The organism is Streptomyces sp. NPDC046909 (assembly GCF_040644695.1).
Lineage (GTDB): Bacteria > Actinomycetota > Actinomycetes > Streptomycetales > Streptomycetaceae > Streptomyces.
In genome coordinates, this window is the sequence record NZ_JBEYXC010000009.1 from 239,093 (window position 1) to 263,891 (window position 24,799).

The 24,799-nt window shown below is 72.6% G+C and carries 22 protein-coding genes; 14 read left to right on the plus strand and 8 right to left on the minus strand.

Features of this window, described 5'->3' with window-relative positions:
• The first annotated feature begins 29 nt into the window (after positions 1–29).
• From ABZ928_RS29305 to adh, 4 genes are all read left to right on the plus strand, one after another.
• Positions 30–1,043, plus strand: a complete 1,014-nt coding sequence (locus tag ABZ928_RS29305) for an acetamidase/formamidase family protein (RefSeq protein ID WP_361525232.1) — start codon at positions 30–32, stop codon at positions 1,041–1,043.
• 58 nt (positions 1,044–1,101) lie between these two features.
• Positions 1,102–1,707, plus strand: coding sequence for an N-acetylmuramoyl-L-alanine amidase (locus ABZ928_RS29310; protein ID WP_361525235.1), 606 nt, complete (start codon positions 1,102–1,104; stop codon positions 1,705–1,707).
• A gap of 56 nt (positions 1,708–1,763) precedes the next feature.
• The gene (locus ABZ928_RS29315) at positions 1,764–3,080 is read left to right on the plus strand and encodes a GAF domain-containing protein (RefSeq protein ID WP_361525238.1); all 1,317 of its coding nucleotides are present in this window, start codon (positions 1,764–1,766) and stop codon (positions 3,078–3,080) included.
• 147 nt (positions 3,081–3,227) lie between these two features.
• Positions 3,228–4,751 carry an aldehyde dehydrogenase gene (gene adh / locus ABZ928_RS29320; protein ID WP_361525241.1) on the plus strand — a complete coding sequence of 508 codons (1,524 nt, stop codon included), beginning with the start codon at positions 3,228–3,230 and terminating at the stop codon, positions 4,749–4,751.
• A 54-nt stretch (positions 4,752–4,805) separates the two neighbouring features.
• Here the strand turns inward: adh and ABZ928_RS29325 are convergent, their stop codons facing one another.
• From ABZ928_RS29325 to ABZ928_RS29335, 3 genes are all read right to left on the minus strand, one after another.
• Positions 4,806–7,754 (minus strand): hypothetical protein, encoded by a 2,949-nt coding sequence (locus ABZ928_RS29325; protein ID WP_361525244.1) that lies wholly within the window; start codon positions 7,752–7,754, stop codon positions 4,806–4,808.
• Between the two features lie 2 nt (positions 7,755–7,756).
• Positions 7,757–9,595, minus strand: a complete 1,839-nt coding sequence (locus ABZ928_RS29330) for an HSP90 family protein (protein WP_361525247.1) — start codon at positions 9,593–9,595, stop codon at positions 7,757–7,759.
• A 119-nt stretch (positions 9,596–9,714) separates the two neighbouring features.
• On the minus strand, positions 9,715–10,707 hold the full coding sequence (locus tag ABZ928_RS29335) for a hypothetical protein (protein ID WP_361525250.1): 993 nt from the start codon (positions 10,705–10,707) through the stop codon (positions 9,715–9,717).
• Between the two features lie 165 nt (positions 10,708–10,872).
• Here ABZ928_RS29335 and ABZ928_RS29340 point away from each other — a divergent pair, with 165 nt between their 5' ends.
• The 3 genes from ABZ928_RS29340 to ABZ928_RS29350 all read left to right on the plus strand — a co-directional run bounded on the left by ABZ928_RS29340 (position 10,873) and on the right by ABZ928_RS29350 (position 14,120).
• Complete coding sequence (locus ABZ928_RS29340) at positions 10,873–11,241, plus strand: YrdB family protein (RefSeq protein WP_361525253.1); 369 nt, start codon at positions 10,873–10,875, stop codon at positions 11,239–11,241.
• 147 nt (positions 11,242–11,388) lie between these two features.
• Complete coding sequence (locus tag ABZ928_RS29345) at positions 11,389–12,069, plus strand: class I SAM-dependent methyltransferase (protein WP_361525256.1); 681 nt, start codon at positions 11,389–11,391, stop codon at positions 12,067–12,069.
• Positions 12,070–12,155: 86 nt separating this feature from the next.
• Positions 12,156–14,120 carry a SpoIIE family protein phosphatase gene (locus tag ABZ928_RS29350; protein ID WP_361525850.1) on the plus strand — a complete coding sequence of 655 codons (1,965 nt, stop codon included), beginning with the start codon at positions 12,156–12,158 and terminating at the stop codon, positions 14,118–14,120.
• 7 nt (positions 14,121–14,127) lie between these two features.
• On the opposite strand, the gene ABZ928_RS29355 is transcribed toward ABZ928_RS29350, so the two are convergent.
• Complete coding sequence (locus ABZ928_RS29355) at positions 14,128–15,150, minus strand: Lrp/AsnC family transcriptional regulator (RefSeq protein WP_361525259.1); 1,023 nt, start codon at positions 15,148–15,150, stop codon at positions 14,128–14,130.
• A gap of 95 nt (positions 15,151–15,245) precedes the next feature.
• Positions 15,246–16,784: an MFS transporter gene (locus ABZ928_RS29360; protein WP_361525853.1), complete on the minus strand. Its 1,539-nt coding sequence runs from the start codon at positions 16,782–16,784 to the stop codon at positions 15,246–15,248.
• Positions 16,785–17,078: 294 nt separating this feature from the next.
• Here ABZ928_RS29360 and ABZ928_RS29365 point away from each other — a divergent pair, with 294 nt between their 5' ends.
• Genes ABZ928_RS29365 through ABZ928_RS29375 form a run of 3 tightly spaced genes read left to right on the plus strand, consistent with a single transcriptional unit; the run spans position 17,079 to position 19,545 of the window.
• On the plus strand, positions 17,079–18,449 hold the full coding sequence (locus ABZ928_RS29365) for an MBL fold metallo-hydrolase (protein WP_361525262.1): 1,371 nt from the start codon (positions 17,079–17,081) through the stop codon (positions 18,447–18,449).
• Between the two features lie 2 nt (positions 18,450–18,451).
• Complete coding sequence (locus tag ABZ928_RS29370; RefSeq protein ID WP_361525265.1) at positions 18,452–18,805, plus strand: rhodanese-like domain-containing protein; 354 nt, start codon at positions 18,452–18,454, stop codon at positions 18,803–18,805.
• Positions 18,802–19,545, plus strand: a complete 744-nt coding sequence (locus tag ABZ928_RS29375) for a sulfite exporter TauE/SafE family protein (protein WP_361525267.1) — start codon at positions 18,802–18,804, stop codon at positions 19,543–19,545. The genes ABZ928_RS29370 and ABZ928_RS29375 overlap by 4 nt, the downstream gene beginning before the upstream one ends.
• Here ABZ928_RS29375 and ABZ928_RS29380 read toward each other — a convergent pair whose 3' ends face one another.
• The gene (locus ABZ928_RS29380; protein ID WP_361525270.1) at positions 19,546–19,824 is read right to left on the minus strand and encodes a metal-sensitive transcriptional regulator; all 279 of its coding nucleotides are present in this window, start codon (positions 19,822–19,824) and stop codon (positions 19,546–19,548) included.
• 83 nt (positions 19,825–19,907) lie between these two features.
• On the opposite strand from ABZ928_RS29380, the gene ABZ928_RS29385 reads away from it, so the two are divergent.
• From ABZ928_RS29385 to ABZ928_RS29400, 4 genes are all read left to right on the plus strand, one after another.
• On the plus strand, positions 19,908–20,495 hold the full coding sequence (locus ABZ928_RS29385) for a rhodanese-like domain-containing protein (RefSeq protein WP_361525273.1): 588 nt from the start codon (positions 19,908–19,910) through the stop codon (positions 20,493–20,495).
• A gap of 110 nt (positions 20,496–20,605) precedes the next feature.
• Complete coding sequence (locus ABZ928_RS29390) at positions 20,606–21,868, plus strand: DUF3533 domain-containing protein (protein ID WP_361525276.1); 1,263 nt, start codon at positions 20,606–20,608, stop codon at positions 21,866–21,868.
• A 64-nt stretch (positions 21,869–21,932) separates the two neighbouring features.
• A complete protein-coding gene (locus ABZ928_RS29395; RefSeq protein ID WP_361525279.1) occupies positions 21,933–22,292 on the plus strand; it encodes a DUF779 domain-containing protein in 360 nt (119 codons plus the stop codon).
• Between the two features lie 65 nt (positions 22,293–22,357).
• A complete protein-coding gene (locus tag ABZ928_RS29400) occupies positions 22,358–23,596 on the plus strand; it encodes a phosphodiester glycosidase family protein (protein ID WP_361525282.1) in 1,239 nt (412 codons plus the stop codon).
• A 3-nt stretch (positions 23,597–23,599) separates the two neighbouring features.
• Here the strand turns inward: ABZ928_RS29400 and ABZ928_RS29405 are convergent, their stop codons facing one another.
• Both ABZ928_RS29405 and ABZ928_RS29410 read right to left on the minus strand, forming a co-directional pair.
• Positions 23,600–23,794, minus strand: coding sequence for a hypothetical protein (locus ABZ928_RS29405; protein ID WP_353696998.1), 195 nt, complete (start codon positions 23,792–23,794; stop codon positions 23,600–23,602).
• Between the two features lie 111 nt (positions 23,795–23,905).
• A complete protein-coding gene (locus tag ABZ928_RS29410; RefSeq protein ID WP_361525285.1) occupies positions 23,906–24,769 on the minus strand; it encodes a phosphatidylinositol-specific phospholipase C/glycerophosphodiester phosphodiesterase family protein in 864 nt (287 codons plus the stop codon).
• Between the last annotated feature and the right edge of the window lie 30 nt (positions 24,770–24,799).

Genomic DNA, 24,799 nt, shown 5'->3' on the forward strand with positions numbered 1-24,799 from the left:
GGCTTTTCACAGAACGGAGCAGTACAGCCATGAGCGACCCCCGGATCCTGACCGTGCGGCCCGAACCGGGCGAGTACGCCTGGACGTTCGGCGGCGCGCCGCCCGTGGCGCGGATCGCGCCCGGCACAGTCCTGGACCTGTACACCGAGGACTGCTTCGCCGGCCGGGTGCGGTCCGAGAAGGATCTCGTGTCGGAGGTGTGCGAGTTCCCGTTCCTGAACCCGCAGACCGGGCCCTTCCACATCGAGGGCGCCGAGCCGGGCGACACGGTCGCCGTGCACTTCGTGTCGATCGAGCCGGCCCGGGACTGGGCCGCGTCCACCACCGTGCCCCTCTTCGGCGCGCTCACCTCGACGCACACCACGGCCACCCTCCAGCCTCCGCTCCCGGAGACCGTCTGGATCTGGCAGCTGGACCGGACCCGTCGCACCGCGCTGTTCCGGGCGCACGACAGCGACATCGAGGCCGAGCTGCCCATGGACCCGATGCACGGCACCGTGGGCGTGGCCCCCGCCAACCTGGAGGTCCGCTCGGCCCTGGTGCCCGACGCGCACGGCGGGAACATGGACACCCCGGAGATGCGGGCCGGCGTCACCTGCTACCTCGGGGTGAACGTCGAGGGCGCCCTGCTCAGCCTCGGCGACGGGCACGCCCGGCAGGGCGAGGGCGAGACCTGCGGAGTCGCCGTCGAGTGCGCGATGAACACGGTGGTGATCGTGGAACTGCTGAAGGGGCTCGCCACGCCCTGGCCGCGCATCGAATCGGACACCCACATCATCTCGACGGGGTCGGCGCGCCCGCTGGAGGACGCGTTCCGGATATCCCAACTCGACCTCGTGCGATGGCTGGTGCGCGACTACGGGTTCAGCGAACTGGACGCGTACCAGTTCGCGACCCAGGCCGTGGAGTCGCCGCTGGCCAACGTGTGCGACACCAACTACACGTGCGTGGCGAAGATCCGGAAGGAGTGGCTGCCCGCGCGGGAGACACACCGCGGCATCCACGCACAGCTCAGGGACACCGCCGCAACCATCCGCCCCTGACCCACGTCTCGATCAACACCGCACCGCCGCAAGGCAATCGTCCGAAAGGCAATCGTCCATGGACCGGGCAAGACCGCTGCCCAGCAGACGGCGGCTCCTGAAGGGCGCCGCCCTGGCCGCCGTCCCGTACGCGCTGCTGCCCGACGCGCGCGCCGGAGCGGAGACCCACCCCGTCGACCACCCGCTCGCCGAGTGGCAGCCCGCGACGACCGCCAACTGCACGCCCGCGCAGCGCCCGGCGGACCACCGCATCGACCTCGTGATCATCCATGTGACGCAGACGAGTTACCGCAAGGCCCTGGGTGTCTTCCGCAGCCCCGCGAAGGCGGTCTCCGCCCACTACGTGGTCCGGTCGCGGGACGGCAACATCGCGCAGTGCGTCCGCGAGACCGACATCGCCTGGCACGCCGGGAATTGGGACTACAACACGCGCAGCATCGGCATCGAGCACGAAGGGCGGGTGGAGCGGTCCTCCTCCTTCACCGACGTCATGTACGCGCAGTCGGCGAGACTGACCGCCGACATCTGCGTCAAGTACGGCATACCGAGGGACCGGTCGCACATCATCGGGCACTACGAGGTGCCGGGTACGGACCACACCGACCCCGGGCCGCACTGGGACTGGGAGCGCTACATGGGGCTGGTCGAACACGCGGCGCGGTGACGTCGTTCGGGTGATGCCGGTCGAAGTGGTTGTCGGCACGCGTACCGGGAGTGACGATGTCCCCAGCCGCATCGCCTTTCGGGGAGGCCGAGTTGACCGATCCGTGGGTGGCCCTGGAGCCGGGGGCCGACCCTGCCGAGCATGCGCGGATGCTGCGCCGCGCACATGAGACGTTCACCGCGGCGGGCACCGTGTCGCGACCGGTGCGTCCGGTGGTGGCGGACTCGTGGCGGCGTTCCGCGCGGGCCGGGGTCGGGCCCGACGGCACCGCGAGCGTCGAGCTGATGGACGGCGACCTCGGCGCCTACCGGGCCGAGCATCCGCTGGCCCGGGTGATGCCGCTCTTCCGTGAACTGCTCGGCACGTTCGCGGCCGACGGGGAGCATCTGCTCGCGGTGTGCGACACGCACGGCAGGCTGCTGTGGGTCGAGGGGCACGCGTCGACGCGGCGGCAGGCGGGGCTGATGAATTTCGTGCCGGGTGCGCGGTGGGCGGAGACCGCGGTCGGGACCAACGCGCCGGGCACGGCGGTCGCGGTCGACCGGCCGGTGCAGGTGTTCGCGGCGGAGCACTTCAGCCGCCGGGTGCAGCCGTGGACGTGTGCGGCGGCTCCTGTGCACGATCCGCGGACCGGGCGCGTGCTGGGTGCCGTGGACATCACCGGCGGCGACGGACTCGCGCATCCGCACAGCCTGGGGTTCGTCCAGGCGGTCGCGCGCGCCGCCGAGTCCCATCTGGCGCTGCTCGCCCCGGAGACACCCGCTGCCGACCTGCCCGAGCTCACCGCGCTGGGCCGCGACGAGGCCCACCTCCTCATCGGCGGCCGCAAGGTCAGGCTCAGCCGCCGGCACAGCGAGATCATGGTGCTGCTCTCCCGCCATCCGGAGGGGCTCACCGGTGACGAGCTGCTGTGCGCGCTGTACGAGGACGAGTCGGTGACACCGGTGACGCTGCGCGCCGAACTGGCCCGGCTGCGCAGGGTCCTCGGCCCCGGGCTGCTGGCCTCGCGCCCGTACCGGCTGACGGTGCCGGTCGAGTCCGATGTCACCGTCGTGGAGCGGCGCCTGGAGACCGGCGCGGTCACGGCGGCGGCGACGTCGTACGCCGGTCCGCTGCTCCCCGCCTCCCAGGCGCCGGCTGTGGTACGCCTCAGGCACCGTCTCGCCGACGGCCTCCGCACGGCGCTGATCGCCCGCCGCGACCCCGATCTGCTGGCGGACTGGGCGCACGCGCCGTGGGGCGAGGACGACTTCGACGTCTGGCGGGCCCTGGCGGCGACCCGGCCGACGGCGGCGGTGCGGTCACGGCTGGCGGCGCTGGAGGCGGAGCTGGCGATACCGGGCCTACGGCGGCGGGGGGTTGAGACGCGGTAGCAGCACCGGGGGCGCGTTGCCGGGACGGAGCGAGGCCTCCACGCGGTACCCGCGCCGACGGCAACGTAGTTGCAACGTCCCCGTTCCTAGCCTCGCGCAGAGAGCTGCCCAACGGCGGGCAGCGCTGCTGCAGGGAGGCAGACCAGCATGACCCGTTACGCGGCGCCCGGCACCGAGGGCGCGATCGTCTCCTACCAGGCGCGCTACGACCACTTCATCGGCGGGGAGTACGTGCCGCCGGTCCGGGGGCAGTACTTCGAGAACCCGTCACCGGTGAACGGGCAGCCGTTCACCGAGGTGGCGCGGGGCACGGCGGAGGACGTGGAGCGGGCGCTCGACGCGGCGCACGCGGCCGCCCCGGCCTGGGGCCGTACGTCGGTGACCGAGCGCTCCGACATCCTGCTGAAGATCGCCGACCGGATGGAGGCGAACCTCGAAAAGCTCGCGGTCGCCGAGAGCTGGGAGAACGGCAAGCCGGTGCGCGAGACGCTGGCGGCCGACATCCCCCTCGCGATCGACCACTTCCGCTACTTCGCGGGGGCGATCCGCTCCCAGGAGGGCTCGCTCGGCGAGCTGGACGACGACACGGTGGCGTACCACTTCCACGAGCCGCTCGGCGTGGTCGCGCAGATCATCCCGTGGAACTTCCCGATCCTGATGGCGGTGTGGAAGCTCGCTCCCGCCCTCGCCGCGGGCAACGCGGTCGTCATCAAGCCCGCCGAGCAGACCCCGGCGTCCATCCACTACTGGATGAGCCTGATCGCGGACCTGCTGCCGCCGGGCGTGGTGAACATCGTCAACGGCTTCGGCGTGGAGGCGGGCAAACCGCTCGCGTCCAGCGCGCGGGTCGCGAAGGTCGCCTTCACCGGCGAGACCACGACGGGGCGGCTGATCATGCAGTACGCCTCGGAGAACATCAAACCGGTCACGCTCGAACTCGGCGGCAAGTCGCCCAACATCTTCTTCGACGACGTCTGGGCGCAGAACGACGACTTCCGCGACAAGGCCCTCGAAGGCTTCACCATGTTCGCCCTCAACCAGGGCGAGGTATGCACCTGCCCGTCCCGGGCCCTGATCCAGCGCGGCAACTACGCCGAGTTCCTGGAGGCGGCGGTCGCCCGCACTGAGCTGATCAAGCCGGGCCACCCCCTGGACACCGACACGATGATCGGCGCCCAGGCCTCCAACGACCAGCTGGAGAAGATCCTCTCCTACCTCGACATCGGCCGCCAGGAAGGCGCGAAGGTCCTCACCGGTGGCCAACGCATCGACTACGACGGCGAGTTGAAGGGCGGCTACTACGTCCAGCCGACGATCTTCGAGGGCGACAACCGGATGCGGATCTTCCAGGAGGAGATCTTCGGACCGGTCGTCTCGGTGGCCTCCTTCGACGACTTCGACGACGCCATCAAGATCGCGAACGACACGCTGTACGGCCTCGGCGCCGGCGTGTGGACCCGCGACATGAACACCGCGTACCGCGCGGGCCGCGCGATCCAGGCGGGCCGCGTCTGGACCAACTGCTACCACGCCTACCCCGCGCACGCGGCGTTCGGCGGCTACAAGCAGTCCGGGATCGGCCGCGAGACACACAAGATGATGCTGGAGCACTACCAGCAGACGAAGAACCTCCTGGTGTCGTACTCCCCGAAGAAGCTGGGCTTCTTCTAGGCGACGGGGAACGGGCGCCTGCCCAGGAAAGACCCCCGGCAGGCGCCCTTCGTGTCATTTCTCGTCGCGCAGCTGCGCCGCCAGAGAGGTCAGGGACTCGGTCTCCTCGGTGTGGCCCAGGGCCGTCAGGCGGGAGATCGCCGCGTCGAGGCGGGTGAGGGCGGGGGCGGGGCGTTCCAGGTAGATGCCTTCCACCGCGCCCGCGAGGCGGACGCACTCGGCCCACTCGCCGGCGTCGTCGTCCCGGCCCGGGTCGCCGAGGAGGGCGAGGGCCTTGTCCAGGGCGGCCAGGGCGTCCTCGTACTCGCCCGCGTAGGCGTTGACGCGGCCGTACTCGTAGGCCAGGGCCGGGTCCAGGGCTCGGCCCCGGGCCTCGTACCCGGCGGCGCGGGCCTCGTCGGCGATCCGGCCCGCGTCGGCGAGGAAGGCGAGCGCGCCGGGCAGGCCGTCCGCGCCCTGCCGCTGGGACTGGAGGCGGGCGAGTTCGCGCAGAGAACTGCTGAGGTGCTCGTGGCGCGGGGCCCGGGCGTGGGCGGCGAGTGCCTGGTCCGCCGCTTCGCGGGCCCGTTCGAACTCGCCGGACTCGCCGAGGAGTACGGCGGTCTCGGCGGCGATCATGGCGTGGCTCCCGGGGTCGTCGTCCCACGCGGCCGACTCGGCCGCCAGCGTGACGAACTCCGCTGTGGCCGCCTTGAGATCCTCCCCCGCGTGCAGCGCGCGGGCGCGGGTCAGGCGCAGTTGCGCGATGATCCGGTCGTCCAACTCCCCGGCGGCGACGGCCGGTTCGGCCAGCAGGGAGTCGAGCAGCGCGATGCAGTCCTCGATGCGCCCGAGGTCGAGGCTGAGCTGGGCCGCGTTGCTGTAGGTGCAGTACGCCTCGGTCCGGCTGCCGCGCCGCAGGTCCGTCTCCGCGGAGCGGGTCAGGTGGCGCAGTGCCTCGTCGGGGCGGCCCAGGTGCATGCAGGCCTCGGCCAGATCGCCGTGCAGCCGGCTGGTGCCGCCGGTGTCGGCCGGCCACTCGGCGGCCAGGCGCAGGCCCTCGCTGAGGCTGTCGTACGCCGTCTGCGCGTCCCGCAGGCCGAACTGGAACCGGCCGCGCAGTCCGAGCGTGCGGGGCAGATGCCAGGCGGGACCGTCCTTCCTCAGCCGGTCGATCAGGGCGTCGATCTCGGTGACCGCGGCGGGCAGGTCGCCGGAGAGGGCGTGGGTGCTGGCCCGCAGCAGCAGGGCGCCGGAGAGCTGCCCGGGGAGGTCGTGCCGGGTGGCGAACGCGTGCAGCAGGTCCACCTCGGCGAGGACCTCCGGGATGTGCTCCTCGCTCCCCGAGCTCTGTAGCCGCAGGCCCAGCACGGTCGCCCGCAGCCGCAGCAGGCGGGCCTCCACGAACGGGGCGAGGCCGGACGTCTCCTCGTGCAGCCGGACCATGGCCGCGTGGGCTTCGGTCAGCGCGGCGGTCTTCGCCTCGGCCGCCTCGGCGGCGTCGGCCGTGCCGGTGCCCTCCGCCGGGATCTCGGCGGTGGCGAGCAGGGCGCAGGCCCGGGAGACCGCCGCGTGGCCCGGTTCCCCGGCGTCGTCGTAGAGGGCCGCGGCCTCCTCGTGCAGGGCGGCGGCGTCGGCGTACTCGTCCCGCTCGCCCGCCCGGCTCGCCTCGTCGGAGAGCAGGTCCGCGCGCAGCCGTACGAGCGGGCCGACGGCCGGGTCGTCGGGGTGGGTGTAGTCGCGGGCGGCGACGAGCGTGGCAAGGCGCGCCCAGGCGCCCCGCGCGTCCGGGTGTCCCTGCTCGTCCAACGCCCTTGCCGCGAGGATGAGTTCGGGCAGGGAGTCGGGGACGGCGGCGGGCGTGCGGGCGGCGGGCGCGGCGGCCGGGACCGCCGGGGCGACGTCGTCGAGGCCCGTCGTCCGCAGGGTCAGTTCCAGCGACTCCAGGAGCGGGGCCCGGTCGAGGCGGGCCTTGCGGCGGTCGCCGAGGGTCGTGGTGCCGTTGCGGGCGTCGAAGCGAGCGGCGAGGTCGTCGGCCCGGCCGCGCACCTCGGCGCGCAGCCCGGCCACCGTCCAGGTGCGGCCCGCGTACCCGGCGGCGGGCAGCTCACCGTGGCCGAGGGCCTCGACGCGCTGGAGGAGGACCTCGACGCCGGTGAGGAAGCCGAGCTGGTCCAGCGGGGAGTCGACCTCGTCGAACAGGTTCCGGTTCTCGGCGAGGAGCTCCAGGCCGCGTGCCTCGTTGCCGGTGAGCGCGCAGAACTCCAGGTGCCGGCCGACCTCTTCGGACATCGAGGGGTTGCGGCGGCAGGCGCGGTAGCCGGCGAGGTGCAGTTCGCGGGCCCGGTCGCCGCGGCCGGTGCGCAGCAGGGGCAGCAGCGCGTACGAGGCGGAGCGGGCCGGCTCCTCCTTGCAGGACTCCTTCCCGGCGAGGACGGGCTCGAAGGCGCGCAGGGCCCCCTCGTCGTCGCCCGCCCGGAGCTGGTGGCGGGCGCGCTGGCAGGTCTCGCAGGCCTCGCAGTCGCTGAGCCGGGTGCGGGTGCGGCCCGCCCACAGGTCGTGGGCGAGTGCGGTGTCCTCGCCCACGTGGACGGCGAGTTGATACGCCTGGCCGTAGTACGGCTGGAGGCCGAGGCCGGCCTTCTCGTACCGGTCGCGCATCTCCGTCAGCCACTGGCGCAGGCTGGCCAGGGGGATCTCGGGCAGCTGGCGCAGGGCGTGCGCCACCCACTTGAACCGCCAGAACAGCTGGTGGCGCAGGCGCTCGTCGAAGAGGTCGGGCTGCTCGTCGAAGAGGGTGAGCAGGCGCGCGAAGACGACAGGGGACTTACGCGGTTCGGAGCCGTAGGTGTACGCCTCCTGGAGTTCGAGGAGGGCGTGGATGAGCGGGACCGGCTCGTCGAACTGCTCGGCGGCGTCGACGAGTTCCTCGGCGGTGACGGTGCGGGTACGGCCGTACGGGCGCCGGTCGTTCTCCTGGAGCGCCTGGAACAGCTCCTCGGTGGTCTGGGGCAGGGTAGGCATCGTCAGCTGTCCTTGCGGAGGGCGTGGGCGAGAAGGTCGAGGAAGGAGCGGTTGATCAGGCTCGACTCGGCGGGCCTCAGCGGCCGCCGGGACAGCATCGCGGCCTGTCCGTAGAGCGCTTCGGCGCTGGTGCGGGCCAGTTCGGGCTCGTCGATGGCGACGGCGGTGCGGACCAGCGGGTTGAGCTGGTTGAGGATCAGCTGCGCGCGCGGGGCCTCCTGGCGCAGCGCGCCGAGGATGTCGCCCCACAGACCGCCCTCCTGCTCCCGGGCGAGCTGGGAGCGGGTGCGCTCGTGCCGGGCCTCGCGGCTGTCCACGAGGAGGGCGGGCGCGGAGGCGGGCTGGAAGGTGCGCAGCGCGACATCGCAGTCGAAGACGGCGAGGGCGTCGCGGGCCTGCGCGAGATAGGCCGCCGCGGCCAGCTCCGTCTCCCGGTCGACCGGGTCGAGGTGGGCGGTGAGGGTCGCCGGGTCGAGGTCGGCGACCGTGGCCTCGGGCCTGATCTCGGGCAGCCGGTGGACCAGTTGACGGTCGTAGGTGTAGCCGCCGTTGACGACGCCGAGCCCGGCGGCCGAGGCGATGGCCGCGACCTGGCGGAACTCCTCGACGCTGGACGTCACGAGCACGGTGCGGTGGCTGCGCGCGAACTCGTCGAGGGTGCAGTGCCCGTCGGTGGTCTCGAACGGCAGCCAGGGCAGCAGCATCCGCAAGATCTCGTCGTCGTGCACGGCGAGGGACTTCACGGCCAGGTGGTGGGCCTGGAGGAAACGGCCGAGCAGGTCCGGGTCGCTGGCGGCGGCCCGCGCGATCCACGCGCGCAGCCCCTCGGCGAGCGCGTCACGGACGGCGGCGAGGGTGTCGTCCTCGTACAGGGACTCCCGGGACGCCGTCGGACGCAGGCTCTCGGCGTCGACGACACAGCGCACGAAGAACGCCCACTCGGGCAGGATCTCCTCGGCCTGCTCGGACAGCAGCATGCCCTTGACGTGCACGCGGTGTCCGTGGCGCCGCCCGGCGGGCACCGCCTCGGGCAGTACGCAGGCGATGCCCTTCAGGCCCACGGCCGGCAGGTCCAGCTCGATGGTGTCCAGCGGGGCGAAGCCGAAGACCTCCTCGCCGTACGCCGCGAGCGCGCGGGAACGGGCTCCCGGGGTGGGGTACGTACGGGCCCAGGGCGCGGGCTCGGGGTTGACCGGGACGCTCGGTCCGCTCGACCCGTCCTCGAAGGTGACCGGATGACGCAGCAGGGAGCCGAAGTGCCGGGCCAGCGCGTGGACTTGGTTCGGCCGGGTCCACTCGCCCGCGTCGGCGCGCGGCGTCAGCGTGACGGTGGTGCCGGGCCGGGGGCGGGCGGAGGCGGGCAGGGTGCGGACGGTGTAGCTGCCGTCGCCGCGTCCGCGCCACTCCACGGCGGGGGCGTCGGGGGTACGGGCGGAGCGGCTGACGACGTGGATCTCGTCGGCGACGAGGAAGCAGGAGAGCAGACCGATGCCGAACTGGCCGATGAAATCGGCGCGTTGCTCGGCGACCTGCTCGGCGCGCTTGCTGCTGCGCCCGATCGTGGCGAGGAAGGTGTGCACATCGGCCTCGGTGAGACCGACGCCGTCGTCCTCGACGCGTACGGTCGCGCCGTCCGCGTACAGGCGGATACCGAAGTCGCCCTGAGGCTCGATGGCATGCCGTGCGGTGAGCGCGTCGACCGCGTTCTGGAGGAGTTCGCGCAGGTAGACGCGGGGGCTGGAGTAGAGGTGGTGGGAGAGGAGGTCCACCAGGCCGCGGAGGTCGACCTGGAAGGTGCGGTCGGTGGCGGCGGGCTGGGCGGATGTGTCACGCAGAGGCATGGGGCAGTCCGAGGTGAAGGGAACGGCGGGGGTGGGCGGTGGTCCGCGGGACCGGCCGGAGACGGGCGGTGCCGGCGGAGCCGAGGGCAGCAGCCGGTGCGGCAGATGCGGCCGTCGGCTCAGAAGGCCTTGCGGAAGCGGGCGTACGCCTTTTCCGGCTCCCCCATGAAGGCCCACGGCCACCGGGTGATCACACCGTCGAGCTCGCGGAAGACATTGGAGGCCTTGCTGCTGCCCGCCAGCGAGAGGGCCATGGCGAAGATGTTGTAGTCGCCCTGCCAGCCCAGGCGGCGCTCATACGCGTGGTGCAGGATGCTGCGCTCCGCGGCCTCCCTCAACTCGGTCCGGATGCGCGGCTGTTGCAGGCAGTCGCGGCTGTCGGACTCCACCCAGTCCTCGATGTGCGCCATGGCGACGGCACAGCCGAGCCGGTGCCCGTCGGGCGCGGCGGCGAAGGCCTTCCGGGCGAACTCGAGGGCCTGGCCCGGTTCTCCGCCCCAGCGGGGCTGGAGGTGCGAGATCCACTCCAGGTGGATGTCCAGGTTGAGCGGGTCACGGCGCAGACCGGCCGCGAGCCGGGCCTCCTGCACGCTGTCCTCGACAGACATACCGCGTCCCGAGGTGAGCAGATGGCGCCACGGCGTGACCCAGTCGGGCCGCAGCTCGGCGGCTTCGAGCAGGTGCTCCTCGGCGATGCGCAGCCGCTCGTAGAAGGTCTGCCACTGCTCGCGGCTGACGTCCACGGCCCGGGCGGAGGTGCGCGCCTCCCAGCCCCAGGAGACGTGGCGGGCACCCGATATCAGCAGGGCGGTCGCCCGGAGCTCCTTGTCGTCCTTGTCCTCCTCGGCGGCGCGGACGATCCACTCCTCCAGGCCGCCCACCTCGGTCAGTTGCCCCAGCACCTCCTGCTGGCGCCCGAGGTCGAACGGGGCCGACGCCGCTTTGACCGCCGCCCAGTCACCCGCGTCGGCCGCCTCGACCAGGGCGAGCACCCGGGCGTCCCCCAGCGCGCGCAGCGCGTACGTCCCGTGCTTCTTCTTGCCCGGGACCGGAAGGGCATGCGGATCCGCCGCCGATCTCTCCGCACCTCTCCCGAACAACTTCCCCAGCATGCCGCGCCCTCCCCTGGTACCGCGTGATCGTGAGGGGCAGCATAAACGCCACCACTGACACCGCTGCCACAGGGTTTTCACCGGCCCGCCGACGTAATCCGCCCCCCACCGACGGGCACCTCTGTTCCAATCAAGCGCCGCGCTCATGACGAAGGGTGACAACCGATGAAGCTCCCCGCCCCCTTGCGTGTCGTCAACGAGGGACTGGCGTTTCTCCTGGAGGTCGCGGCCCTCGTCGTTCTCGCGTGCTGGGGCTGGCAGAGCGTCGAGAACCTGGCGGCGCGTATCGCCCTCGCCGGGGCCGCACCGCTGTCGGCGGCGGTCCTGTGGGGGCTGTTCGCCGCCCCGAAGGCTCGCATTCCGGTGCCGTCGACGGTCGTTCTGGGGGTGAAGGCACTGGTGTTCGGCGCGGCGGTCGCCGCCCTGTACGCCATCGGCCGGCACGGTTCCGCCATCGCCTTCGCCATCGTGATCGCGGTCAACACCGTTCTCGTGACAGCGGACCGCGGATCCTTGACGCGTCAGACGACTTGACCGCCACAAGAAGCGCAGGCATCTCCTTCACCGCCCCGTACGCCCCCCGTCCCCACGCCCACCCCCACCCGTGCGGGGCGGCATGACCCCACCAAAGTCTGTATAACTGTGAAAAAATTACACATACGGCGTCGAAGGAGAACCCTCGTGAGCAGTCCCGGCGACCAGCTCGGCTACGGCGGCCTGCGGCTGGACCGTACCGGCCAGGCCGAGGCCTTCGACGCCATCGGCGACCGTTACGACGAGGCCTTCCCGCACAAGGAAGGGCAGGTCGCGTCCGCCGAGTGGCTCATCGCGTCCCTGGCTCCCGGGGCCCGCGTGCTGGACCTGGGGTGCGGCACCGGTGTCCCGACCGCGCGGCAGCTGGCGGAGTCGGGGCTCAAGGTCGTCGGGGTCGACCTGTCGGACCGTATGGTCGCGCTCGCCCGGCGTCATGTGCCCGCCGGGGAGTTCCACCGCGCGGACATCGCCGATCTACGGCCGGGAGGCCCCCGGGACCTGGGCCGCTTCGACGCGGTGGCGGCGTTCTTCTCTCTCCTCATGCTGCCGCGCGCCGAGATCCCGCTCGCGCTGCGGACCATCGACCACCTGCTGGTCCCGGGCGGCCTGTTCACCCTGTCGATGGTCGAGGCCGACGTGGACGACTTCGAGATCCCGTTCATCGGCAGCACCATCCGGGTCTCCGGCTATCTGCGGGACGAACTGCGCGAGGTCGTGGACGCGGCCGGGTTCGAGATCGTCGACGAGGCCTCCTACTCGTACGCTCCGGCGTCCGCGGACGTCCCGCCCGAGGTGCAGATCTTCCTGCGCTGCCGACGGCACGCCTGACGATTCCTGATCCGCCCGCCCCGGCGGGCCGCACGGCCGGAAGGACACGCGTGACGAAGCACTTCGGCGGCGAGCGCGGCACCGCGATGCGCCTGTCGGCCTCGAAGGCGCCGACGGGGCGGGGGCGCGCCGCCGAGCCGCAGACCGAACGCCTGCGGTACCTCGACGCGGCGACCCGGCAGATCGCCCGCGGCATGAACCTCGACGAGACGGTCCGCGAACTGTGCCGGGCGGCCGTCCCTGCCTTCGCCGACACCGCCTTCGTCCACCTCTACGCCCCACTCCCGGTCGACGACGAGCCCCTCACCGCCCCAGGCGTCCTACGCCTCCACACCGCGGACCGCACCCCACCACCAGCGACGACTCCGTCACCCGCGGACACCGACCCGGTGGCCGGCAGCGCACGCACCACGCACACCGGCGGGACACCGGGCGCCGCAAACCCGACGGACACCTCCCGGACACCAGGCGCCACAGGCTCATCGGACACCGACCAGACACCAAGCGCCGCCAGCCCAACCGACACCAACCGAACGACCGCCACCGCACGCCCCACAGCCACCGCCCGGACAGCTGACGCCACCCACCCCACAGAAGCCCCGCGCCCCTCCCCCCTCGCCCACCCCACCGACCCCCTCCACGCCGTAGAAGTCGTCCACCCCTCGGACACCGGCCCCCTCACCACCCTCCTGCGCACCGGCCGCCCCGTCTTCGGCAACACCCCCGGCGTCGCCCCCGCCGTGGCCGAGCTGCTGGGCCCGGCGAACGCCCGCCGGGCCACCGCCTCCGGGCGGCGGCTCATCCTCGCCCCGCTGCACGGCCGCAGCCATGTCATGGGCAGCGTCGTCCTCGTCAGGGGCCCCGGACGCCGTGCGTTCACCCCCGACGACCTGCTCGTCGCCTCCCAGCTGGCCACGCACACCGCCCTCGGGATCCACAAGGCGGTGCTGTACGCCCGTGAGGCCTCCGTCGCCGACGCGTTGCAGCGCACGATGCTTCCGCCCTCGCTGCCCGAACCTCCGGGCGTGGTGCTGGCCAGCCGGTATCTGCCGGCCTCCCGCGCCGCGCAGGTCGGCGGGGACTGGTACGACGCGATCCCGCTGCCCGGCAACCGGGTCGCGCTGGTCATCGGCGATGTGATGGGCCACTCCATGACCTCGGCGGCGATCATGGGCCAGCTGCGCACGATCGTGCAGACGCTGGCCGGGCTCGATCTGTCGCCGGACGAGATCCTGCACCACCTCGACGAGCAGGCGGAGCGGCTGGGCAGCGAGCACACGGCGACCTGTCTGTACGCCATGTACGACCCGGTGCTGCACCGGCTGCTGATCGCCAACGCCGGCCATCTGCCGCCCGTGCTCCTGCGTCCCGACGGCAGCACGGAGGTCCTGGAGGTGCCGCCGGGCGCGCCGATCGGTGTCGGGGGCGGTGACTTCGAGTCCTTCGAGATGCACGCGCCGGCCGGGGCGACCCTGCTGCTGTACACCGACGGTCTGGTCGAGTCCCGCGACTCCGACGTACTGACCGGGGTGGAGCTGCTGCGGGAGAGGCTCGCCACGGCTCCCCCGGCTCCCCCGGCTCTCGAAGAGCTCTGCGACCGCGCGCTCGGCACGCTGGGCGCCGGTGACCGGGACGACGACATCGCCCTGCTCGCCGCCCGCTTCGAGGGCATCCGGCCGGACACGGTCGCCTACTGGTATCTGGCCCCGCGTCCGCAGACGGCGGGGCAGGCCCGTCGGCTGACCCGCAGGACACTGCGCCTCTGGGATCTCGACTCCTTGGTCGAGTCCACCGAGCTGATGGTGAGCGAGGTCGTGGCGAACGCCGTGCGCTTCGCCACCCGGCCGATCACCCTGCGGCTGCTGCGTACGAACGTGCTGCGCTGCGAGGTGGGGGACGACTCGTCGGTGGTGCCGAGGATGCGGCACGCGCAGCTGAGCGACGAGGGCGGCCGGGGACTGTTCCTGGTCGACCAGCTCTCCGAGCGCTGGGGGGCGACCCGGGTGAGCACGGGCAAGGTCGTCTGGTTCGAGCAGCCGCTGCCCGGCTGAACTCGCCTCAGCGCGGCGCCGGTTCGTAGGTCAGCTGCTTGACCTGGCGGAGCGTGAGCGTCGTCTCCACGGACCGGACCCCGTCGAGCGCGCCGATCTTCTCGCTCAGATAGGCGTAGAGGTCACCGGTGCTCCGGCACAGGACGGCCGCCACGAGGTTGGCCTGGCCGGTGATCGCCGCGGCGAACCGCACCTCGCGGTGTGCCCCGAGCGCCTGGCCGACGTCCGCGAGGGCGGAGGGCGCCACGGTGAGCCAGAGCATCGCGCCGACGCCCTGGCCGAAGGGTTCCGTGTCGTGCTGGATGTCGAAGTAGAGCAGTCCCGAGGAGCGCAGCCGCTCCACCCGGCGTTTGACGGCGGACTCCGGCAGCCCGGTCGCGGCCTGGAGCTCGCTGTAGGGGGCGCGGCCGTCCCGGCGCAGCAGCGCCACCAGAGCCTCGTCGCCCGCGTCGAGGTTGGAGGGGGTATCGGGAGAATCGGGGGTGTCAGAGGTATCGGCGGTGTCTGAGGTGCCGGGCGGCTCCGCCGACGACGGTCGCAGTGCCCGTTCCTCGTCCGCGTCGAGGGCCTGGATCTTGTCGAGCCAGCTGAGCGGGCCGCCGTAGAAGACGTGCAGCAGACAGTGCGCGCTGACGGAGACGACACGGGGTGTGCGAGGCAGCCGCTCGAAGAGGAGTTCGTCCCGGTCCTTGCGGCTGCGGGGCTTCATCGCGCACAGCACTTCGGTGCCGCCCGAGATCAGTTCGATGTAGGAGGTGTCGGCGCGGCGGGCCAGGGCGTTGGCCAACTGCTCGGCCACGTCAGGGGTGCAGCGCAGCCGGACGACCCAGCTGGCACGGCCGAGCCTGGCCTCGTCGACCACGCCGACCACCCGCAGCCCCGCGGTGGTGCGCAGGCGCCGGTAGCGGCGCGCGACGGTCTGGTCGGACACCCCGAGCACTTCGCCGATACGGCTGAACGGCGCCCGTCCGTCCAGCTGGAGGGCCTGCATCAGCTTCAGGTCGAGCGCGTCCAGGGGCCGGGGGTCCACGGCGGCCCTCCTCGTTCGGGGGTGGTCGATCAACGGTACGGCGTGTCCGGCCGGGGGCCCGGGACCGTGTCGTACGTGGTCCCGGGCCCCCGGAGTCACTCGCCCGCGCGACTGCCCACGGGCACGGCCGGCGGAACCGATCCTGCGGTCACCGCGGACGCCGTGTGCCGCGGCCGGCGCAGCAGCAGCGCTCCTACGGCGGCGGCGAGCAGCGCCAGTACGGCGGCGACCACCAGGCACAGGTGGAGGCCGTCCACGAAGGCCTCGGACAGCGCGGCGAGGACGCGGGGTGTGTCGGCGCCGAGGTCGAGTCCGCCGACCGCGCCGATCCCGTCGTGCTCGGCGACCGCCGTGACCTGCTGGACGGTACGTCCGCTCAGGCCCGCGTCGGCGAGGTGGCCGGGGAGGGCGTCGACGGCCTCGCTGGTGAGCAGGGCGCCGAGGACGGCGGGGCCGAGGGCGCCGCCGACCTGGCGGAAGGCGTTGTTCGCGGCGGCGGCCATGCCGGCCTGCCGGTAGGGCACCGAGCTGACGGCGGTGGCGGTCATCGGGGTGATGACGAAGGCGAGGCCGAGGCCGAGCAGGGCCAGCCGCCAGGCCAGTGAACCGAACGAGGTGTCCGGACCGATGTCAGTGAGAGAGAGGAGAGAGGCCGCGGTGACCAGCAGTCCGCCGGGGATGAGCAGCCGGGGCGAGACCCGGTGGACGAGGCGGCCGACGGGCGGGCCGAGCAGGAGCGGGACCGCGCAGACCGTCACCAGCCGCCAGGCCGCGTCGAGGGTGGAGAGGTGCTGGACCATGCCGAAGTAGAGGCTGAGGGCGAAGAAGAAGCCGATCAGGCCCAGGAAGCTGATCATGGCGATCAGGGTGGTGGCGGTGAAGGACGGGCTGCGGAACAGCGTGAGGTCCAGCATGGGGCTGTCGCTCGCGCGTTCCACCAGGACGAACGCGACGGCGGCGACCGCCGCGGTGGACAGCGCGACCATCACCTTCGGCTCGGTGAAGGACGTCGCGCCGCCCTCGATGATCCCGTAGACGAGTGCGGTGATCGACAGCGCGGCGGTGAGCTGTCCGGGCCAGTCCAGGCGGCGTGTGCCGGGCGCACGGGAGTCGGTCAGGAGCTTGGCCGCGCAGGCCATGGTCAGGAGGGAGGCGGGGACGGAGAGGAGGTAGATCCAGCGCCAGGCGAAGTGGTCGAGGATGATGCCGGCGACGATCGGGCCCGTCGCGAGGGCGCCCATGAGGGCGGTGGCCCACAGGCCGATGTACTTGCCGCGCTCGCGCGGGTCGGGGACGGCGTGGCTGATCAGGGCGAGGGTGGTGGGCAGCAGGGCGGCCGAGCCGAGTCCGGCGAGGGCCTGGCCGATCCAGACGACCTCGACGGACCGCGCGCACAGGGCGACCAGGGCGCCGAGGCCGCTGAGGGCGAGGCCTGCCTGGTAGACCTTTTTGCGGCCGTGGACGTCTCCGAAGACCCCGGCCGTGAGGATCAGGGCGGCCATGGGCAGGACGAACGCGTCGGAGACCCAGGACAGTTGGGAGGTCGACGCGCCCAGGGCCCGCTGCATCGCGGGCAGGGACACCGACACGGTGGTCACCGGCAGATAGGCGACGAACACGCCGACGCAGGCCATGACGAGCGTGGCGGCCCGGCGTTCCTGCGACGGGTGCGCCGTGGTCGTGGCATTCACGGAAGCTCTCCTAGCGGCGCCCGGAGGGGCGCGGGGATGTGACGGACGTCGGTCACCCTCGGTTCGTCGGCCCCGGGAAACCAGCCACAGACCGCCGTGGCCGGGACATCCGACATCCGGGCCCGGGTTTCGCGGGATCTTCGACACCTTTCCGGGCGCCGAAAAATACCCCCAGGGGTATCTGTTACCGTGGGATTCAGATACCCCGGGGGGTAATTTTCCACGAAGGAGTCAGCCATGTTCTTTGTCGACGCGCTGGAAACCGAAGGGCTGGGCAATCGCGGTTATCTGGCTGGCGGAGCCCGCGCGGCGGTGGTCGTGGATCCGCCGCGCGACATCGACCGCGTGATCGCGGCGGCCGCCCGGCGCGGGACGCGGATCGTGGCCGTCGCCGAGACCCATGTGCACAACGACTACGTCACCGGCGGTCTGGAGCTGGCGCGGCTGACCGGGGCGCGCTACCTGGTGCCGGCCGGTGCCGAGGTGGCGTACGCGCGTGTGCCGGTCGCCGACGGGGATGTGGAGCCGGTCGACGAGGACCTGGTGCTGCGGGCCGTGGCCACCCCCGGGCACACCCCGCACCACACCTCGTACGTCCTGGAGGAGTCGGGGCACGCGGTGGCCGCCTTCACCGGCGGTTCGCTGCTCATCGGTGGTGTGGGCCGGCCCGATCTCGTCGAGCCCCGGCTCACCGAGGAGCTGGCCCGGGCGCAGCACGCGTCCGTGCGGCGGCTCGCGGCGGGACTCGCCGACGAGGTGGCGGTCATGCCGACGCACGGGTTCGGCAGCTTCTGTTCCTCGTCCGAGGCGGGCGGGGCGCACAGCACGATCGGCGCCGAGAAGGTCTCCAACCCCGGGCTCGTCCAGGACGTCGACTCCTTCGTCAAGGAGCTGCTGGCCGGGCTCGACGACGTCCCCGCCTACTACGCCCACATGGGTCCGGCCAACAGCGGCGGCCCCGCCCCGGTCGACCTCACGCCGCCTCGGCGCGCCGACGCCGAGGAGATAGCGCGACGGCTCGCGGCCGGTGAGTGGGTGGTGGATCTGCGCGGCCGGGTGGCCTTCGCCGCGGGCCATGTGGCCGGGGCGGTCAACTTCGAGGTCGACGGGCAGCTGGCGACCTATCTCGCGTGGCTGATCCCGTGGGGCAAGCCGGTGACACTGCTCGCGGAGAGCGCCGAGGACGTCGCCCGCGCCCAGCGGGAGCTGACCCGCGTGGGCATCGACCGGCCCGCCGCCGCGGCCGTCGGCGGTCCGGCGGACTGGCTGGTGGACGGGGCCGAGCCGGCCGCCTTCCCGCGCGCCACGTTCGCCGGTCTGGCCGCCGCCCGGGAGCGCGGCGAGGACCTGGTCGTCGTCGATGTGCGCCGGGACGGCGAGCGCGCGGGCGGCTGGATCGAGGGCAGCGTCCACCTCCCGGTCCACCAGCTCCACCGCCGTCTGGACGAGGTGCCCGAGGGCACGGTGTGGGTCCACTGCGCGGGCGGGATGCGGGCCGCCATCGCCGCGTCCCTGCTCGATGCCGCAGGGCGCGAGGTGGTGGCCGTCGACGACGGGTACGCCGCCGCGGCCGAGGCGGGCCTCACCCTCGTCACCGGAGAACGCTGAGCATGTACGACCCCTCTCACCCCCGTGCCTCCGTCACCGAGGCCCGGCGGCTGTTCCGGGACGGCGAGGCCGTACTCGTCGACGTGCGCGAGGCGGACGAGTTCCGGGCCGGGCACATACCCGGGGCGCTGCACATACCCCTCGCCCGGCTGGAGTCCGTGAGCGCTGCGAGGCACCTCGGGACCGCTCAGCGCCTCGTCCTCGTCTGCCGTTCCGGCAACCGTTCGCGGCAGGCGGTCGCCCTGCTGGCGGAGCACGGCGTGACGGCCGTCGACGTGATCGGCGGTATGCGTGACTGGGCCGCTCAGGGACTTCCCGTCGCGGACGCGCACGGGGCGCCCGGGATCGTCGTATGACCGCGTTCGTGCTGGCTCTGTTCGCCGGAGCCCTGGTCGGTCTGGCGCTCGGCGCGCTGGGGGCGGGCGGGAGCATTCTCACCGTCCCGGCGCTGATCTATCTGCTCGGTTTCGGTCCGGCGGCGGCGACCACCGCGAGCCTGGTCATCGTGATCGTCACGTCGGTCACCGCGCTGGTGGCCCACGCGCGCTGCGGGGCGGTGCGCTGGCGGGCGGGGCTGCTGTTCGCGGGGGCCGGTCTGGTGCCGGCCGCCGTGGCGGGGGCCCTGTCGGCGCGGATCCCGGACACGCTGCTCACCCTGATGTTCGCGGCGCTGGCCGGCCTGGCCGCCGTACGGATGCTGCGTCGGCGTACGCCCCACGCGCGCGTCCGGGCGTCGGCGGGCCGCGCGGCCGGAGCCGGGGCCGGGCTGGGGGCGGTGACCGGGTTTCTCGGGGTCGGCGGCGGCTTTCTGGCCGTGCCCGCGCTGGTGACGGTGCTGGCGGTGCCGATGGGCGCGGCGGTGGGGACGAGTCTGCTGGTCATCGTCGCCAACGCGCTGGTGGCGCTGGCGGCCCGGGCCCACACCGCCGTCGAGCTGGACTGGGCGCTGATCATGCCGTTCCTCGCGACGGCCGTGCTCGGGGCCTGGGACGGCAGGCGGCTGGCCGCGAAGGTCTCCGCGGCCGTGCTCCAGCGCGTCTTCGGGGCCGTACTGCTGGCGGTCGCCGTGGCCATGGGCGTCGGCGTGATGCTGTGATCAGGCCAGCGACAGGAAGAGCTTCTCCAGCCGGGCCCGCATCGCCACGGAGTCGCGCACCTCGGGGTCCTCGCTGGTCATGCACTGCTCCAGACCCGTGGCGATGATCGAGAAACCGGCCCGGTCCAGCGCCCGGGAGACCGCGGCGAGCTGGGTGATGACGTCCTCGCAGTCCCGGCCCTCCTCAAGCATCCGGATGACCCCCGCGAGCTGACCCTGCGCGCGCCGCAGCCGGTTGAGCGCGGACTTCAGCTCCTCGGCCGACATGTCGAGCTGCACGTTTCCTCCTCATACAGGCCCCTATATACCCCCACGGGTATCCTACCTGTGCGGGGCAACACCTCACCGAAAGGTTCTGTTCCGTGACCACCCCCTCCTCCGTCCCCGTCCCCGTCTCCGTCCCCGTGGCCGCCGCCCGGCTGGACGCGTTCACCGTCGTCGACGTGCGCACGCCCGGCGAGTACGCCGGCGGCCATGTGCCCGGCGCCCACAACATCCCGCTGGACCGGCTCGACGAGGCCGCGAGCGTCCTGAGGGCGGTCGCCACGCGCGGGCCGCTGCTGATCGTCTGCGCGTCCGGCGCCCGGTCCGCCAAGGGCTGCGAGCGGTTGGCGGCCCTGGGCGTCGAGGCCCTCTCCCTGGACGGCGGCACCGGTGCCTGGGCGGCGGCCGGACACGCGGTCGAGCGCCCGGCCGGCACCGGCCGCACCCCCTGGCCGATGGACCGTCAGGTCCGCCTCACCGCCGGTTCGCTGGTCGTCGCGGGCTTCGCCGCGGGACTGGTCCAGCCACCCGCCCACTGGCTGTCCGGGCTGATCGGCGCGGGCCTGGTCTTCTCGGCCGTGACCAACACCTGCGGCATGGCGGCCGTGCTGAGCCGGCTGCCGTACAACCGGCGGGCCGAGGGCGCGCCGGACTTCCACGAGACGCTGGCGCGCCTGGCCGTGTGACGCCGCCCGGGAGGGGGCGGACCCGGCCCCCTCCCCCACTCTGGATGCGCGGCGGGCCGCCGTCGCGTACGACTGGAGGGACCGTGTCGCCGCCGACCCGACGGAGAGCCATGAACGACGCCGCTCCCCAGGCCCGTGCCTCCGCTCTGCTGCGCAACCCCAAACTGTGGGTGGTCCCCACCGTCCTGAGCGGACTGCTCGCCCTGCTGCTGTCGCTGCTCTACATGGGCGGCATCGTCAATCCGCAGGGCGACCTCAAGGATCTGCCGATCGCGCTCGTCAACTCCGACACCGGCCAACCGCTGCCCGGACAGAAGCAGAACCTGGGCACCCAGGTCGCCGGGGCGATCATGTCGGACACCTCCTACGACAAGGCCGACTGGCGGCGGCTCACCCGGACGCAGGCCCAGGACGAGCTGGACTCCGGCAAGGTCTACGGCGCCCTCGTCATCCCCACCGACTTCACCGCCTCGGTCGGCGCGCTCACCACCACCGGCGCCACCGTGCGGCCGACGATGACGGTGCTGACCAACCCCGGCAAGGGCAGCCTCGGTTCCTCCCTCGCCGGTCAGATCACCACGGCGGCCGCCCGTCAGGCCTCGCAGACCATCGGCAAGGAGCTGACCGCGGCCGCCCCGCGGGCGAACGCCACGCAGAAGCTGCTGCTCGCCGACCCGGTGACGGTCGCCACCGAGGTCGGCCACCCCGTCGGCAGGCACAGCGGCCTGGGCCTGACCGCCTTCTACTACACGCTGCTGCTCGTCCTCGCCGGGTTCATGGGCGGCAACATCGTCAGCAACGGCGTCGACACCGCCCTCGGCTACGCCGACAACGAGATCGGCCCCTGGCACACCCGGCTGCCCACCGTGCCGATCAGCCGCACCCAGACCCTGCTGCTGAAGATGGCGATGACCGCGGGCATCACCCTGCTCACGGTCTCCCTCGTGATGCTGGCCTGCGTGACCTTCCTGAACATGGACGCGACCCACCTGCCCCTGCTGTGGATCTACTCCTACTGCGCCTCCCTCGCCGTCGGCCTCGGCGTCCAGGCGATCAACGCCGCGTTCGGCGGTATCGGCCAGCTCGTCTCCATGTTCGTGTTCATCGTCCTGGGCCTGCCCTCCTCCGGCGCCACCGTGCCCCTCCAGGCGGTCCCGGACTTCTACCGCTTCCTCTCCCACTTCGAGCCCATGCGCCAGCTCAGCGACGGCGTCCGCGCGATCCTCTACTTCGACGCCCGCGGCGACGCCGGACTCACCCGCGCCTGGACCATGACCGCGATCGGCGCGGTCCTCGGCGTCCTGTTCGGCTTCGCGATGACCGTCTACTACGACCGCAAGGGCCACAAGCGACTGACACCGCAGCCCGCCTGACACCCCGGCCCTCGCCCTCCGGCTGCAACCTTCTCGCAACGTCCCGTCTGCTGCGCTGGACCGCATGGATGAGGAGATCCCGCGCGTCGAGCTCACCCCCGCGGCCGCCGACCTGCTGCGCCGGCTCCGGGAGGCGCACGGCCCGCTGATGTTCCATCAGTCCGGCGGCTGCTGTGACGGCAGCGCCCCCATGTGCTACCCGGAGGGCGAGTTCCGCACCGGCGGCTCCGATGTGCTGCTCGCGGAGCTGGTGGTGGAGGGGGTCGAGGAGCCGGTGACGTTCTGGATGTCGCGCAGCCAGTACGAGCTGTGGTCCCACACCCGGCTGATCGTCGATGTCGTCGAGGGCCGGGGCAGCGGCTTCTCGCTCGAAGCACCCGAAGGAGTGCGTTTTCTGACCCGTTCCCGGCTTCTCGGCGCCTAGAAACCCTGCCGTCTGGTGCACTTCCCCTGAGTCCTGGGAGAGTTGACGCGACTTCAGGGGGGACTGTGACGCGTCGTCAGAGAAGGTTCCGAGCGGGCAGAACGGTACTGGCGTTTCTCACGGCATTCGGCGCGCTGGCCGGTGCGGCCCTGACGGGGGCGGCGCCGGCCGCCGCCGTACCGAGCGCCGTCCGGGTCGCGTCGGGGGTCACCTATCAGCAGTACGACATCCAGGCGGCCAAGGGGCCGACCCGTATCCATGTGCTGACGGTCAATCTGCGCGATCCGCGTGTACGGCTCGACCTGCTGCACCCGGGCGCGGTGGCCGCGCGGGCGCCCGTCTCCCGATTGGCCGACGCGCAGGGCGCGGTCGCGGGTGTCAACGGTGACTTCTTCAACATCACCGAGACCCAGCACCCGGGCGTCGAGGCGACCGGCGCGAGCGTGGGCCCTGCGATCGCGAGCGGCCGTACGCTCAAGGCCGCGGTACCGGACGGGCAGCGCTTCGGCCCCGCCCTGCCGCCCGGCACCTCCACCAGGAACGTGCTCGGCATGGGCGTCGACCGGCGGACCCGCCTCGACAGCCTGACCCTGACCGGCTTCGTCCGGACGCCCTGGACGCAGCTGCCGCTGGGCGGGCTCAACCAGTACGCCCTGCCGGTGGGTTCCATCGGCGCCTACACCACCGCCTGGGGCAGCGCCTCCCGGGTGCGCGCCACCTGCGGCACGGACACCGACCGGGCCGCCCCGTGCAGCACGGACACCTACGAGGTGACGGTCCGTGGCGGCCGGGTCGTGTCGGCCTCCGACACCCCGGGCAGCGGGCCCATCGGGGCGCGGACCACCGTGCTCGTGGGCCGCGAGGCGGGTGCGCAGCAGCTGCGGAAGTTCTCCGTGGGCGAGTTCGTGAAGCTACGGCAGCGGCTGGTGGCGTCCGCGACCCGGATCCCGTACCGCTTCGTCCTCGGCGGCTATCCGGTCCTCGACGACGGCTCACCGCTGCCCGGCCTGGACGCCACGACGTCGGCGGTACGCACCGCGGTGGGCGTCGCGGACAGCGGCAGGCGGGTGCTGCTGCTCGCCGTGGACGGCGCGACCGCGTACCGCACGGGGCTGACGATCGCCGAAGTGGCGTCCGTACTACGGGGGTTGGGCGCGGTCGACGGCTTCAGCCTCGACGGCGGAGGGTCCTCGACGCTGGTCGCGCGGGCGCCGGGCGCGTCGACGGTGTCGGTGTACAACCACCCCACCGGCGGCGCCGAACGCCCCGTGCCCAACGGCATCGGCGTGTTCTCGACGGGGTGAGCCTCAGGGGCGGAGGCTGCTGACGATGTCCGCGGTCGCGGTCAGGCCGCTGCTGATGGTCGGGGCGATGCTGGTGCTGGCCAGGTAGAAGCCGAGCAGGGCGCAGACCAGGGCGTGGGAGACCTTGAGCCCGCCGTTGCGCAGGAAGATCACCGCCAGGATCAGCAGCAGCATCACCACAGAGATGGAAATCGCCATCGTCAGCCTCCTCCGCCACGCCAGCACGTCCGGTTCACGGCGTTCGGCCGCAAGTGTGGCGTAGCGGAGGGTTCGTCCGGGCGGCTGACCTGTCCGCCGAACGTGTGGTGTCTACGCCGACCGGTGGGCGTCCAGGAAGGCTTCGAGTCCGGCGAGGTCGTCGGTGTTGAGGTAGTCGACGTCGGCGGCGAGCAGCTCGCCCCACAGCGCGTCACGCGCGGGCCCGGCGACATCCGGCGTGGCCCAGAACCGCACCTGCTGCCCGCGCGCGTGGGCGGCCTGCACGATGCCGCGCAGCTTCTGCCGCTCGGCGTCCGGGAACGCTCCGACGCCCTGCCAGGTGAAGTTGAGCGTCCAGTTGTCGCTGATCAGCGAGATGAAGGAGGCGGGCGCGGAGCTGCCGAGGTCGGTGAGCCGGCCGTCGTAGAAGGCGCGCCGCACGGTCTGCGCCTCCATGGGCGTACGGGCGGCGCGGTCGCCGGAGATGACGGCGGTGACGGGTCCGCGGAGGACCCGGCCGTGGGCGTACGTCGTGAACAGGTGCTTGTAGCGCTGGAGATGCCGGTCGAGTTCGAGGTACGTCGAGGAGCCCTCGGTCTTGATGTCGATGAGCAGCTGGAGCGGCCTGCGGTAACCCCGGTACACCGAGCCCCGGTTGGCCTTGACGAGCTTGGCCAGCGGGTCCAGGTAGAGGGACTCCAGGGTGCGGGTCGGGTCCAGGTCGTCCACGGTGTGGCCGATGAGGAGCTGGTCGCCGACGAGGAAGATGTCGGCCTCGACGCTGCCGAAGCGGTGGTCGAGGGCGTCGAAGAGGGGGCGGGGGTGCTCGTAGTCGTTGTGGGCGTGGGCCCGCCACAACGGCCGTGGGTGGCGCTTCTGTTGGCCGGCGAGCGCGTCGGTGGCGGGCAGGGCGACGACGCCCGCGAGGGCGGCGCCGAGGGTGGTGAGGGCTCTGCGTCGGGTGGTGAGGGCCATGCCTGCCTCCCTTTGAGGGCGGTACGGGAC

Coding starts and splice junctions, on each gene's coding strand:
- ABZ928_RS29315 (WP_361525238.1), top strand. CDS start 1,764: ATGTCCCCAGCCGCATCGCCTTTCGGGGAGGCCGAGTTGACCGATCCG.
- ABZ928_RS29340 (WP_361525253.1), top strand. CDS start 10,873: ATGAAGCTCCCCGCCCCCTTGCGTGTCGTCAACGAGGGACTGGCGTTT.
- ABZ928_RS29310 (WP_361525235.1), top strand. CDS start 1,102: ATGGACCGGGCAAGACCGCTGCCCAGCAGACGGCGGCTCCTGAAGGGC.
- ABZ928_RS29330 (WP_361525247.1), bottom strand. CDS start 9,595: ATGCCTCTGCGTGACACATCCGCCCAGCCCGCCGCCACCGACCGCACC.
- ABZ928_RS29390 (WP_361525276.1), top strand. CDS start 20,606: ATGAACGACGCCGCTCCCCAGGCCCGTGCCTCCGCTCTGCTGCGCAAC.
- ABZ928_RS29365 (WP_361525262.1), top strand. CDS start 17,079: ATGTTCTTTGTCGACGCGCTGGAAACCGAAGGGCTGGGCAATCGCGGT.
- ABZ928_RS29325 (WP_361525244.1), bottom strand. CDS start 7,754: ATGCCTACCCTGCCCCAGACCACCGAGGAGCTGTTCCAGGCGCTCCAG.
- ABZ928_RS29410 (WP_361525285.1), bottom strand. CDS start 24,769: ATGGCCCTCACCACCCGACGCAGAGCCCTCACCACCCTCGGCGCCGCC.
- ABZ928_RS29395 (WP_361525279.1), top strand. CDS start 21,933: ATGGATGAGGAGATCCCGCGCGTCGAGCTCACCCCCGCGGCCGCCGAC.
- ABZ928_RS29305 (WP_361525232.1), top strand. CDS start 30: ATGAGCGACCCCCGGATCCTGACCGTGCGGCCCGAACCGGGCGAGTAC.
- ABZ928_RS29360 (WP_361525853.1), bottom strand. CDS start 16,784: ATGGCCTGCGTCGGCGTGTTCGTCGCCTATCTGCCGGTGACCACCGTG.
- ABZ928_RS29335 (WP_361525250.1), bottom strand. CDS start 10,707: ATGCTGGGGAAGTTGTTCGGGAGAGGTGCGGAGAGATCGGCGGCGGAT.
- ABZ928_RS29375 (WP_361525267.1), top strand. CDS start 18,802: ATGACCGCGTTCGTGCTGGCTCTGTTCGCCGGAGCCCTGGTCGGTCTG.
- adh (WP_361525241.1), top strand. CDS start 3,228: ATGACCCGTTACGCGGCGCCCGGCACCGAGGGCGCGATCGTCTCCTAC.
- ABZ928_RS29370 (WP_361525265.1), top strand. CDS start 18,452: ATGTACGACCCCTCTCACCCCCGTGCCTCCGTCACCGAGGCCCGGCGG.
- ABZ928_RS29350 (WP_361525850.1), top strand. CDS start 12,156: ATGCGCCTGTCGGCCTCGAAGGCGCCGACGGGGCGGGGGCGCGCCGCC.
- ABZ928_RS29405 (WP_353696998.1), bottom strand. CDS start 23,794: ATGGCGATTTCCATCTCTGTGGTGATGCTGCTGCTGATCCTGGCGGTG.